The 13,467-nt window shown below is 48.2% G+C and carries 6 protein-coding genes and 1 pseudogene; 3 read left to right on the top strand and 4 right to left on the bottom strand.

The genetic code is table 11. The features are described from left to right. Positions 1-19: 19 nt before the first annotated feature. Positions 20-2,554, bottom strand: coding sequence for a ferrous iron transport protein B (gene feoB, locus PGN_RS05195; RefSeq protein ID WP_012458016.1), 2,535 nt, complete (start codon positions 2,552-2,554; stop codon positions 20-22). A gap of 965 nt (positions 2,555-3,519) precedes the next feature. Between feoB and PGN_RS05185 the strand changes: the two genes are divergently transcribed. Beyond that, positions 3,520-5,241, top strand: a complete 1,722-nt coding sequence (locus tag PGN_RS05185) for a phospholipase D-like domain-containing protein (protein ID WP_012458012.1) — start codon at positions 3,520-3,522, stop codon at positions 5,239-5,241. A gap of 128 nt (positions 5,242-5,369) precedes the next feature. Here the strand turns inward: PGN_RS05185 and PGN_RS05180 are convergent, their stop codons facing one another. From PGN_RS05180 to gmd, 3 genes are all read right to left on the bottom strand, one after another. Beyond that, entirely contained in the window at positions 5,370-6,389 is a 1,020-nt protein-coding gene (locus PGN_RS05180; RefSeq protein ID WP_012458011.1) for a branched-chain amino acid aminotransferase, read from the bottom strand. A gap of 138 nt (positions 6,390-6,527) precedes the next feature. After that, complete coding sequence (locus tag PGN_RS05175) at positions 6,528-7,601, bottom strand: GDP-L-fucose synthase family protein (RefSeq protein ID WP_012458010.1); 1,074 nt, start codon at positions 7,599-7,601, stop codon at positions 6,528-6,530. After that, positions 7,594-8,691 carry a GDP-mannose 4,6-dehydratase gene (gene gmd, locus PGN_RS05170; RefSeq protein WP_012458009.1) on the bottom strand — a complete coding sequence of 366 codons (1,098 nt, stop codon included), beginning with the start codon at positions 8,689-8,691 and terminating at the stop codon, positions 7,594-7,596. Before gmd ends, PGN_RS05175 begins: the two co-directional genes overlap by 8 nt. 280 nt (positions 8,692-8,971) lie before the next feature. Here gmd and PGN_RS05165 point away from each other — a divergent pair, with 280 nt between their 5' ends. Both PGN_RS05165 and PGN_RS05160 read left to right on the top strand, forming a co-directional pair. Then, entirely contained in the window at positions 8,972-10,057 is a 1,086-nt protein-coding gene (locus PGN_RS05165) for an IS5 family transposase (RefSeq protein ID WP_012458008.1), read from the top strand. Between the two features lie 177 nt (positions 10,058-10,234). Beyond that, positions 10,235-13,411 (top strand): annotated as a pseudogene (locus PGN_RS05160) (DNA methylase); the annotation flags it as partial. Positions 13,412-13,467 lie beyond the last annotated feature (56 nt).

Below are 13,467 nucleotides of genomic sequence, written 5' to 3'. Positions count from 1 at the left end.
ATCTATGGGCTTATACGGTTCAGAAGAAAAGTATTCCTATCCGATAGATAAGGAATGATACGATCCATGCCAACGAGCAGGAGTATATAATGGAGAAAACTGCCCACTTCCAATGTCCGCTTTCACGTCCGATGGCCACCACCGTAGCGATGCACGGAAAATAAATCAGCACGAAAGCCATCAGTGCCAGAGCGATGATGGGAGAGAATGTATGGTTGCCCTCTGCATCGCGATCCTCTCGTATGCGTTCGCCCAGTCGCCGGGCGGCTTCGTCGCTGTCGTCACTGTCGCCCGTATAGATGACACCGAGGGTGCTCACTACGACCTCCTTGGCTGCCATACCTGTCAGCAAGCTTACACTCATTTTCCAATCGAAACCGATCGGTGCCAATACGGGTTGAACGGCTTTGCCGAATCGTCCGATGTAGGATTGTTCTTGCTGTTCGATATGCGCTTTGCGATTCAACTCTTCTATCTGAGATGTCTTCTTCTCTTCGTCAAGCTGCGGATTACCCTCTATTTGTTCGATTTGGGAGATCAGTACTGCCTCTTCAGAGTAGCGAGGGTAATAGCTGAGGAACCAAATGACGATCGAAGCAAGCAGGATGATGCTACCCATTTTGCGCAGATATTGTGCTGCCTTATTCCACATGTGTACGATTACAGAGCGAGAGGTCGGCATACAATAGGGGGGGAGTTCCATGACGAAGGGAACGTCTTCTACCTTGAAAAGTGTTTTTTTGAAAAGACGTGCCAATAATACGGCCAATAGAATACCCAGAAAATACAATCCGAAAAGCACCAAGCCGGCCGAATCGGGGAAGAATGCACCGGCCAAAAGCAAATAGACCGGCAGACGGGCACTGCAACTCATCAGGGGCGTTACGAGCATGGTGATCATGCGACTTTGTTTGCTTTCGATCGTGCGAGTAGCCATAATGGCGGGAACGTTACAGCCGAATCCCATGATAAGGGGGATGAACGATTTGCCATGCAGCCCCATTCGGTGCATGATCTTGTCCATAATGAAGGCTGCACGTGCCATATAGCCGCTGTCTTCCATCAGCGAAATGAAGAAGTAGAGGATGAGGATGCTCGGCAGGAAGACGATTACACCGCCTACGCCTCCTATCACTCCGTCCACGATCAGATCCTTGAACGAACCATCGGGCATGAAGGTATTTACCATGCTACCTATCCAACCTACACCTGCTTCGATCCAGTCCATCGGATACTGGCCGAGAACGAACGTAGCCTCGAACATGATAAACATGAATAAAAGGAAGAGAGGGAAACCCAAGATGCGATGGGTGACGATATGATCGATCTTATCGGTCAGGGTCTTGAGCTGTTTGTAGCTGCTCCGGTATGTTTCTTTGAGGGCTCCTGCGATGAATCCATATCGCTGATCCGTGATAATGCTTTCGGCATCGCTCGCCACTGTCAGATGTTCGTCGATCTCCCGTAGAGCGAAGTCCCGGGCCGAAAGGATGAAAAGACCTTTGGGCCGTTCGCCTACGAAGCGGTTCATCTCCTTATCGCCTTCCAGCAGCTTGACTGCTATATAGCGTGCCGGAAGAGAATAGGGTAGAGAGAGCTGATTGTTTATTTTCTCAGTCAGAGCTTCTACGGCCGGTTCTATGATGCTGCCATAGTTGATACGAATGGGACGTATGATTTTGTTTCGTCCTTCATGAATGGAGATAAGCGTATCGAAAAGTTCTGGCAGGCCTTGTCCCGTTCGCCCCACCGTCGGAACCATGGGGATACCGAGCATGGCGGACAGGGCAGGATAGTCAAAGGTGTCGCCTTTTTTCTCGAACTCATCGAACATATTCAGTGCGATGACGACTGGCAAGCCCATTTCTTTGAGCTGGAGGGTCAGGTAAAGATTGCGCTCCAGATTACAGGTGTCTACTACATTCAGCACCAGATCGGGACGGGTTTCCTCGCTTAGATATTGGCGAATATACAGTTCTTCAGGACTGTATGGAGAAAGAGAGTAGGTGCCGGGCAGGTCGATAATCTCTATCTTGTAGTCCCCGTGCCGGAAGAGACCTTCTTTCGCTTCTACCGTCACACCGCTATAGTTCCCCACATGTTCATGGGCACCGCTGGCGCGGTTGAATATGGAGGTCTTACCGCAGTTGGGATTTCCTATCAGGGCAACGCGTATTACATGTCCGTTCGGCTTGACTTCGATCTCTATTTCCGATTTTGTCTTCGCTGAAATATCCTCTGTCGGATTTGTTGGAATGGATTCGTTCGAATCGGGATTTGCGGATTGCTCTCCTATGTCATTGCTTGCCGGTGAAGAAGTCGCATTCGAGGATATGAGCTCCACTTCTATTTTGGCTGCATCCTCTCTCCGTAAAGAGACATTGTAGTCCATGATGCGATAATAGACCGGATCCCGCAATGGGGCACACTGGACGACGGTAATCGTCTTGCCGTGCACAAATCCCATTTCTAAAATCCGTTTGCGGAATACCCCGCGACCTTCTACTCGTACGATTACTGCTTGATAGCCCGTATGTAATTCTGATAATCTCATGATAGCGCAAAAATACTAACTAAACCAATGAATAAACGAGAAATACAATTTATTATTAAAGAGACCGTTGCACAATAACCCCCCTCTCATATTGATCAAGACAGACACAAGCATTGATTTGACGAAGAAAGGAGAGCTTCATGCGATCTCTCTGCAAACCTCAAGTAATCTGAAAAACACTTAAGAATCAGCTCTGCGGCAAAAGACTTCAATGAAAGTCCTATAAAATAGTTGCAAACAGCTGATAGTTAGCGCATTGATGGGAGCAGAATCAGCTGACAATCGCGTCCTGCATCGTGCAGGAAGCAAGAATCAGCTGACAATCACGTCCTGCATCGTGCAGGAAGCAAGAATCAGCTGACAATCGCGTCCTGCATCGTGCAGGAAGCAAGAATCAGCTGACAATCACGTCCTGCATCGTGCAGGAAGCAAGAATCAGCTGACAATCGCGTCCTGCATCGTGCAGGAAGCAAGAATCAGCTGACAATCACGTCCTGCATCGTGCAGGAAGCAAGAATCAGCTGACAATCGCGTCCTGCATCGTGCAGGAAGCAAGAATCAACTGACAATCGCGTCCTGCATCGTGCAGGAAGCAAGAATCAGCTGACAATCGCGTCCTGCATCGTGCAGGAAGCAAGAATCAGCCGACAATCGCGTCCTGCATCGTGCAGGAAGCAAGAAACAGCTGACAATCATTTCTTGTTTCTCACCTATCGGCACAAGCATTGATTTGACGAAAAAAGGAGTGCTTCATGTGAGTCTCTGCGAACCTCAAGTATCCACCTCTGAAAGAAACTTGGGGAAATTTCTGTTTGCTCGATGTCCATATACCGGAGGTTTGATCTTTCCCGAAGACACTAAGAATCAGCTCTGCAGCAAAAGAGCTCAATGAAACTCCCATGCAACAGTTCATATTGGTTTTCAAAACAATCTTTCATTATATTTGACCATTAACAAATATGATTATGGGACAGTATTCAGAAGATTTTATTTTGACCGGTAAAAACGAAAAGGCTGTATTTTCCTTGAAAGTATATAGAGGAGACGGCATGGTTCTTTTGGCCATGAATTGGAAAAAGGGGCGTCCCCCTCGGGATTTTGTCGGTTTTTCCATAGAGTACAAGGAGCCGGATGGCGATCGCTACTATGCTTTGAAGAACAGGCTTTCTTTCCTCAATCAGGATGGAACTGTGTGTAAAGTGGCCAAGTCCTCCCTTTTGTCTCCTTTCCAAATGTTTCGCTGGGTACACTTTCCTCGCAATGCAGATAAAAACGGAGCTTTCGTCTATGTGGTAAAACCCGTTTTTATGAACTATTATGATGAATTGAGTTATGGGGAGGAGCAGCGAGTGGAAGTAGTATTGCATCGCGAGACCTACCCGGACTGTCTTGATGTGGCATTCACTCGCGGATTCATTTCGTCTCAGGCTTTTGTCGATAGATTTTCGGATGGAGGAGGAGTGGCAGCATTGTTGCCGAAGGACTCGAAGTCGGGAATCGACTTTGTACCTACTCACCCGAAAGCTCCCACTGCACTCTCTTGGATGGGGTTCGATGCTGTAGAGGCTTTGCTCCGTCTTTTAGACGAAGCTATAGCTGATCGAACGGCCGAAGTAAGGGTCGTGGCGTTCGACTTCAATCTTCCCGCTGTCGTGGAGCGATTTATACAATTGGGAGAAAGGCTTTCCATTATCATCGACGATAGTGCGGAACATAACGAACACGATTCGGCTGAAAGCATCGCCTTTGAAAGGCTGCTTTCTTCGACCAATGGTAAGGCGAAACGACAGCACATGGGACAATTGCAGCACAACAAAACGATTGTGGTGAACGGCTCTAAGGTAAAAGCTGCTGTCTGTGGATCTACTAATTTCACTTGGCGAGGTTTGTATGTGCAGTCCAATAATGTTGTTGTCGTTCGAGGAGAGGAGGCTATAAAACCGTTTTGGGATGCTTTTGAGAATTATTGGAATTGTTCGACACCGCGATTCGGCAAGACAAGTTCTGCTCAGTGGAATGATCTGAATCTTTCGGGTATAGATGCTCAAGTATCTTTCTCTCCGCATTCCAAAGACAATGCTTTGTTGGATGCTATTGCGTCAGATGTCGCTAATACTGAGTCGAGTCTCTTCTATTCACTGGCTTTCCTGGCGCAGACGACCGGTTCTCTTAAGGAAGAAATAGTACGTGTGTTGGAGAAAGACGATGTATTCGTCTATGGTATCTCGGATAAAAGAATGGGAGGACTCAATCTGCAAAAGCCCAATGGCAATCTTATGCCTGTGTATCCGCAAGCTATCAGTAAAAACATGCCGGAGCCATTCAAATCAGAACCGACCGGAGGTGGCGGTACACGTATGCACCACAAGTTTATAGTAATTGACTTCGATAAGCCTACTGCCCGTGTCTATCTGGGATCATACAATTTTTCCGGTACTGCAGACCGTAAGAACGGAGAGAATCTCCTGCTCATCAAGGATCGGAAAGTAGCCATATCTTATATGATAGAAGCTTTGCGGATCTTTGATCACTACCACTTCAGGGTGAATCTGGCACAGGCGGAAGAAGATAATATGAGATTGTTTTTGACGAAAGCTCCTCGCACGAAGGATGAGAAACCATGGTGGGAGAAGTTCTACACGGATCCGAAGAAAATCAAGGATCGTGAAATGTTCTGTAAGGAATGAACCTTATAGAGCATTATAATCTACCCTTTTAGGGTTTACTTATAAGGAATAAAGAAAGGCATCGCAACCTCCCACTACGGGGGCCGGTTGCGATGCCTTTCTTGTAAGCGAATAGACGTTTTTAAGTATTAGTCGAGGATTGTCACCCAACCATGAGTGTCGGGCTTGTCGCCATACTGGATGGCACGAAGTTCGTGATAGAGCTTTTCACACCACGGACCCGGTTTGCCGTCCTTGCTGATGACGTACTGTTTGTTGTTCTCCAAGTCGTCTATCTCGGAGATAGGGCTTATCACGGCTGCCGTACCACAAGCACCTGCTTCTTCGAAAGTAGCAAGCTCTTCTTCGGCTACCGGACGACGCTCTACCTTCAGACCCAGATCCTGAGCCACCTGCATCAGACTCTTGTTTGTGATAGAGGGCAGGATAGAGCTGGATTCGGGAGTGATATAAGTATTGTTCTTGATGGCGAAGAAGTTGGCCGGACCGGCTTCGTCTATGTACTTCTTTTCTTTGGCATCCAAGAAGATAGCTGCAGAGTAGCCCATTTCGTGAGCTTTCACTGTGGGGATCATACCGGCTGCATAGTTACCGCCCACTTTGATCGTACCCGTACCCAGAGGAGCTGCACGGTCATAGTCGCGGAAGATGGCCATCTTGGTCGGTTTGAATCCTTCTTTGAAATACGGCCCTACGGGCGTTACAAAGACGATGAAGAGATACTCGGGAGCCGGCTTCACACCCACTTGTGCACCCAGTCCGATAAGAAGCGGACGGATGTAAAGAGAAGCTCCGCTTTCGTAAGGAGGAACGAAACGCTCGTTCATCTTTACGGCCTTGATTACAGCTGCTTCGAAGATTTCCTGCGGCAGCTCGGCCATTACCACACCTTGGCATGATCTGTTCATGCGCTTGGCATTCTCATCCATGCGGAAGAGGCGGATCTTGCCATCTTTGCCACGGAAAGCCTTCATCCCTTCGAATGCTTCCTGTCCGTAGTGGAGACAAGTGGCAGCCATGTGCATCGTGATCGTTTCCTCTGAGGATACTTCAAGCTCTCCCCACTTGCCGTTGCGATAGTAACAGCGCACGTTGTAGTCGGTCTTCCTATAACCGAATGAGAGCGATGACCAATCGATATTTTCCATAATCCTAATTAGAATAAGATTGTTTATGATTAAGATGATAATTGCAAATGTGTTTCATTCAGCAACTCTGCAAAGGTAGCAAATAATCAATCTGTTAATTGCTTTTGGTTCGATAAATGAAAGCGGGTATGCAAATGCCTATTTCGGACGATACCAATCCACTAACATTCGTACACCTGTGGTTATGTCGATCCGATGCTTCCAGCCTAAGGCATGGAGCTTGCTTACATCCGTCAGTTTGCGCATCGTGCCGTCCGGTTTGGAGGAGTCGAACTCGATAAGGCCCTCGTAACCGATGCTCTTTGCTATCAGCGAAGCCAAATCGCGAATGGAGATTTCCTCCCCGGTGCCAATGTTGATATGGCAGTTGCGGATCTCTTGAGTCCCGTGGGGATACATATCGGCGAAGTCGCAGTGCTCCACGAGGAATACGCAGGCATCGGCCATCTCCTCGCTCCATAGAAATTCGCGCATCGGACGGCCTGTACCCCAGAGACTTACCTTTTCGGCCGTGATGCCGTACCGCTTGAGCAATGAGAGAATATCATCGAAAGAAGCAGATCCGTCGATGCCTTCGACAGGACGTATGGACAAATCCGTGCGAACGGCTTCCTCATCGTGGCGAAGTAGACGATCGGCCAAGTAAATCTTCCTGATCATGGCCGGAAGCACGTGGCTTCGTTCCAAATCGAAATTGTCGTTGGGCCCGTACAGGTTGGTCGGCATCACTGCTATATAATTGGTACCGTATTGGAGGTTGAAGCTCTCGCACATCTTCAGCCCTGCGATTTTGGCTATGGCATACGGCTCGTTGGTGTATTCCAGCGGAGCTGTCAGCAATTCTTCCTCACGCATCGGCTGACGGGCATCACGCGGATAGATACAGGTGCTGCCGAGAAACATCAGCTTGCTGACACGGTGTCTGTAGCTTTCTCCGATGATATTCTGCTGAATACCCAGATTGCGATAGATGAAGTCGGCACGGAAACGGTTGTTCGCCATGATGCCTCCCACATAGGCTGCTGCGAGAAATACGTATTGAGGCTTTTCCTTGTCGAAAAACTCTCTGACGGCTACGGCATCGAGCAAGTCCAGCTCCTGATGAGTTCGTCCGACAAGGTTGGTATAACCCTTCCGGCGGAGATTGTTCCAAATGGCCGATCCCACCAAACCACGATGACCGGCCACATAGATTTTGGCATCTTTATTCATTGTGAGAATTGTCTATTTCGGCTCTCATATGCAATTTTCGGACAAATCTCATGTCTGCTTCGACCATGATTCGTACCAATTCTTCGAAAGAGGTTTTTGTCGGATTCCATCTTAGTAAAGTCTTGGCTTTGGTCGGGTCGCCCAATAGCTGATCCACTTCGCAGGGACGGAAGTATTTGGGATCCACCTCTACCAAAACCCGTCCCGTGGCGATGTCTATACCTTGCTCCTCCACTCCGCAGCCTTTCCACTCCAGCTCTATGCCGACTTCGCGAAATGCCAGGGTGGCGAACTCGCGTACACTGTGCATCTCCCCTGTGGCAATGACGAAGTCTTCCGGTATATCGTGCTGTAGCATCAGCCACATACACTCCACGTAGTCGCGAGCATAGCCCCAGTCGCGACGGGCATCCAGATTGCCGAGGTAGAGCTTGTCCTGAAAACCTTGCTTGATGCGGGCTGCAGCCAGCGTGATCTTTCTGGTGACAAAGGTTTCGCCACGGCGTTCGCTCTCATGGTTGAAGAGAATGCCATTGACGGCAAACATGCCGTAGCTCTCGCGATAGTTCTTCGTGATCCAGAAAGCATACTGCTTGGCCACTCCGTATGGCGATCGGGGATAAAACGGAGTGCTCTCCCGTTGGGGCACTTCCTGCACCTTGCCGAACAGCTCGGATGTAGAGGCTTGATAGATCCGCGTTTCCTTCTCCAATCCGAGTATTCGCACCGCTTCCAAGAGGCGAAGCGTACCCACGGCATCGGCTTCTGCCGTGTACTCCGGAACGTCGAACGACACCTTGACGTGGCTTTGAGCGGCCAGATTGTATATTTCCGAGGGGCGAGTGGTCTGAATGATGCGTACCAAAGAGGAGCTGTCCGTCATGTCCCCGTAGTGCAGATTGATCAGTCGCTCGCGCTTCATGTCCCGTACCCATTCGTCGAGATAGAGGTGTTCGATTCGTCCCGTATTGAACGAAGACGAACGGCGCAGGATACCGTGCACTTCGTACCCCTTTTCTATCAGAAACTCGGCGAGGAAAGAGCCGTCCTGCCCTGTAATTCCTGTGATTAATGCCACTTTCTTTTTCATAATCGGAAAGACCGGATTCCTAATCTTGACCGGCTCAAGCAAATAATATGATTCCCTGCAAAAGTACTCATTCCTCCCACGATAATGCAGGATGCTTTGTTTTTCCTCCGAAATGACAGTAGAGGGCTGCCTTTGCTGAGACCCCTAAGGGATCCCTATCGAGACTCCTAAGACGGAGACCTTTGCACGGCGATTGGTGTGTATTTTGCCTGTTAATTCATTGTATAATAGGGAGTTATTTTGTATATTTGAGTAGTAAAAACAGCATAATATTCCTCCCATGGCATACCAATTCAAGAATACCGATGAGCATGTAACATTTGCAGACGCACTCCTTTCAAAGCGTTATCGCAAAGCACAAAACGACTTCCTCAATCAGGTTGACAGGCTTATCGATTGGCGTCCGATCAGGACGCTGATCAACAAGAAAAACACGAAGCGACAAAATGCCATCGGTGCCCCGGCTTATGACGTGATTCTCTTATTCAAGATGTTGCTTTTGGAGACATGGTACAACCTCAGTGATTGTGCTTTGGAGGAGCGCATCAATGATTCAATCACCTTTTCCCGATTCTTGGGACTGAAGATGGAAGAGGTATCTCCCGACCACAGCACCATCAGTCGATTTCGTTCGGCACTGACAGAGTTGGGTCTCATGGACAAACTATTGGCGCAGTTTAACAAACAACTTTCGCGCCATCACATTTCGGTCAGGGAAGGGGTGCTTGTCGATGCAAGCCTTGTGGAGACGCCACATAAACCCAACGGAAGCATTACGATTGAAGTCGCAGACGACAGAGAAGACAATCGGAGCGAGGCGGAAAAAGAGGCAGAGGAGGATTATCAAAAACAGGTTGTCCGCCGGCGTAAAGGGACGGATGAAGAAGCCCGTTGGGTGTACAAACAAAAGCGTTATCACTACGGATACAAAAAGCATTGTCCGGCCAATGTTCAAGGCATTGTTCAAAAGGTGATAACGACAGCAGCGAACCGCAGTGACACGAAGGAGTTTATTCCGCTATTGCAGGGTGCAAACATACCTCAAGGCACAGCCGTCTTGGCGGACAAAGGATATGCTTGCGGGGAAAATCGTTCCTACCTGCAAACCCATCACCTTCAAGACGGCATTATGCACAAGGCACAACGCAACAGGGCATTGACCGAGGAAGAGAAGCAAGGAAACAAAGCAATCGGTCCGATACGGAGCACCATCGAACGCACCTTTGGCAGTATTCGGCGGTGGTTTCATGGCGGACGATGTCGATACCGGGGACTTGCCAAGACCCATACTCAAAACATTCTTGAAAGCATCGCCTTTAATTTATACAGAACCCCGGGGATAATTATGTCCTCATCCGTAGGATAAGGCATAACCACCCTTGAGGAGCTCGTGCAAGTAGCTCCTCAAGGGGGGATTTACAACTACTTTCACTCCTTACTGCCACCCTTTTCACTCGCTCCTTTTATGCGAAGAACTCCTCTTCCCTCCACCTCCTTATTTTTCAAAGGTCTCTCAAAAGTAGATACCGATCCTTACGGTAAACCGGCCATTGTCTTTACGCACGAAGGAGGGATAGACGGTATTGCCCGGGATTTGGGGCAAATGCTGAAAGAAGACTTTGCCCGGCATCTGGATTTGTGGCATTACCGTATCTACGCCCATAAGGAAGAGAGGAAAAGTACCGTGCTGCTTGATAGGGAAGAAAATTCGTTCGGTTTTCAAGACGTTTTTTCCGAAGAACAATCGAATGAAAACGGGTTATCAACCGTTCAGCAAATTTCATCTTCGAGTGAACGTTATCAACCCACGCAAGAGGATATAGAGTCTTTTAGTGAATTTATAAACGAATCGGATCGAAAACTTTTTTCGCAACGTCCGCCATTGCCCGAAGACTACATCCCAAAAGAAGCGGCGACAAGTGTACCGAAACAGACTACCGGAGGAATACACCAACGCTCTCTTTTTGACAAGGGATTCTCTGTAAGCAATGAGCCGACTGCGGAGGAGAAAGCCGGCTCTGTTTCGCAAACACCGGTCATTACACTCTACGACCTCTTTGGTCTCTCGCAAGAGGAACGCAGCCAAGTCAAAAAGCCCAAGCGAACAAAACCCAAAGTAGAATCGGAGCAAGCTCTCCTTTTCATGGACTGGAGAGAGGAGATGGCTTACGAAGCCGCTCAAAAACGGGAGCAACTAAAACAAAAGCTCTCCGATGCAAATCCTGTACTCGATACTCGCAAGGAAGAGAAACTGCCCGGTTTGCAGAAGACAACTGAGCAAGAACAGCAAGAGCAAATGAAGCCTACTCCTTACAGTCGTACCGAAGAGATACCGGCCCATTATCGTGAAGGCTCACTGATAACCGATGAAAACAACCGTATCGGCTATTTGCGAGATATAAACGGATTTCAGCCGATGTTCCATCCGCTTCAACTTACGGCTACACAGCAGGCGAAAGCGTCCCTTTATATTGAGATACGGGACACTTATCACCACCTGTACAGTAACGAAGCGACACGATTGGAAGCGAATCCTGTCCTTCGGGAAATGCTGAACAGGCTTTATGACGATTTTATCCGTCGTTTCGGGAACATCAACGACCCCAAAAATCTCAGCCTGATCAAGATGGACACGGGAGGAACGGAAATCCTCTCACTCGAACGCTACATCGATGGCAAAGCCGTCAAAGCCGATATATTCCGGCAACCCGTCGCATTCAATCCGAACGAGATAACTCATGCCCGTAATGCCAGAGAAGCCCTGACTGCTTCTCTCAACAAATACGCAACCGTAAACCTCGAGTATATGGCGGAACTCACGGGAGGAACATCCGAGGAGCTATTAGATGAACTAAAAGGCACGGTTTACTTCAATCCCATGATCGGAGCTTACGAAATCAAGGATAAGTTCATCAGTGGCAATGTCATTTCCAAAGCCGAACAGGTGAAACGTTTTCTGGAGAACCATGCTGACCATAAAGCGGCCAAAGAGTCTCTTTCGGCTTTACGCGAAGCGATTCCCCGGCCAATTCTTTTCGATGAGTTGGATTTTAATTTCGGCGAACGATGGATTCCGACAGGAATTTACAGTAAATATGCTTCATACCTGTTCGACACGGACGTTTCGATACACTATGCCCCAAGCCGGGATGAATATACCCTCACTACAAACAGTAAAAACGTAAAGATATGGGATCAATTTGCGGTAAAGACCCAAAGTCGAACGTTCGACGGCATTGCCCTGATGAAACATGCCTTGCACAACACATCGCCGGACATTACAAAGAAGGTCAATAAATACATCGACGGAGAATTGAGAGAGGTGAAGATACGGGACGCTGAGTCTATTCAACTTGCCAACTCAAAGATCGATGAAATACGAAACGGCTTTACCGACTGGTTGAATGAACAATCCGAGGAGTTCAAAGAACGGTTGGCAGAGAAGTATAACCGCACATTCAACTGTTTTGTACGTCCTGATTATGACGGTTCGCATCAAAACTTTCCGGGGCTGGACTTAAAAGGACTCGGCATCCCGGATCTGTACAAGAGCCAAAAAGATGCCGTATGGATGGATATTCTCAACGGCGGAGGGATTATCGATCACGAAGTCGGCGGAGGAAAAACGCTGATCATGTGCGTAAGCTCTTATGAGAAAAAACGGTTAGGACTAGTCAATAAGCCTGTTATTATTGCCTTGAAAGCCAATGTTCACGAGATTGCCCAAACCTACTGTACGGCTTATCCCAATGCCAAAGTGTTGTATCCCGGCAAAGAAGATTTTACTCCGGCCAAGCGGATAAAAATCTTCCATGAGATGAAAAATAATAACTGGGATGCCATTATCCTGACACACGAACAGTTCGGTATGATCCCTCAATCGCCCGAGATACAGCGGCAGATACTGCAAGCGGAACTCGATAGTGTGGAGGAGAATCTGGAACTCCTTCGAAGGGAAGGTAAGGAAATATCTCGTGCAATGGAAAAGGGACTTATCAAAAGACAACAAAACCTCGAAGCCAAGCTGGAGCGTATTGCTTTTCAGATTGAGAACCGGAAAGACGACATGGTGGATTTTCGCCTGATGGGTATCGACCATCTTTACGTCGATGAATCGCATCGTTTCAAAAACCTGATTTTTACGACCAGACATGACCGTGTCGCGGGATTGGGAAATGCCGAAGGTTCACAGCGCGCCCTCAATATGCTCTTTGCTCTGCGGACGATTCAGGACAGGACAGGTAAAGATTTGGGTGCGACATTCCTTTCGGGAACCACCATTTCCAACAGTCTTACGGAACTGTATCTTTTATTCAAATACCTTCGTCCGAACGAACTGGAGCGGCAAGGCATCACCACATTCGATGCGTGGGCGGCTATTTTCGCCAAGAAATCGATTGATTACGAATTTTCGGTAACGAATGAAATCGTACAGAAGGAACGTTTCCGCTATTTTATTAAAGTCCCTGAGCTGGCCGCGTTCTATGCGGAGATAACGGATTATCGCTCTGCCGAGGATATCAGTATCGACCGCCCGGCGAAGAATGAAATCCTGCATCATATACCGCCCACTCCCGACCAACAGGAGTTTATCGGAAAGTTGGTGGAATTTGCCAAGACGGGAAATGGGGAGATACTGGGGCGTGAGCCTTTGTCAGAAAAAGAAGAGAAGGCCAAAATGTTGATCGCAACGGACTACGCCCGCAGAAGATATACAGACGAGTATATCTATCAGAAAATCAAAGGAGTAATTTGTGTCAAAAGGGAGAGGGGTTA

It is taken from the genome of Porphyromonas gingivalis ATCC 33277 (genome assembly GCF_000010505.1).
In the GTDB taxonomy this organism is placed as follows: domain Bacteria; phylum Bacteroidota; class Bacteroidia; order Bacteroidales; family Porphyromonadaceae; genus Porphyromonas; species Porphyromonas gingivalis.
Note: the sequence above shows the minus strand (reverse complement) of the source record. Positions and strands in the feature narration are given on the sequence as shown.

Excerpts from the sequence above, each read along its gene's own strand:
- PGN_RS05180 (WP_012458011.1), bottom strand. The coding sequence starts at position 6,389 with ATGGAAAATATCGATTGGTCATCGCTCTCATTCGGTTATAGGAAGACC.
- gmd (WP_012458009.1), bottom strand. The coding sequence starts at position 8,691 with ATGAAAAAGAAAGTGGCATTAATCACAGGAATTACAGGGCAGGACGGC.
- PGN_RS05185 (WP_012458012.1), top strand. The coding sequence starts at position 3,520 with ATGGGACAGTATTCAGAAGATTTTATTTTGACCGGTAAAAACGAAAAG.
- feoB (WP_012458016.1), bottom strand. The coding sequence starts at position 2,554 with ATGAGATTATCAGAATTACATACGGGCTATCAAGCAGTAATCGTACGA.
- PGN_RS05165 (WP_012458008.1), top strand. The coding sequence starts at position 8,972 with ATGGCATACCAATTCAAGAATACCGATGAGCATGTAACATTTGCAGAC.
- PGN_RS05175 (WP_012458010.1), bottom strand. The coding sequence starts at position 7,601 with ATGAATAAAGATGCCAAAATCTATGTGGCCGGTCATCGTGGTTTGGTG.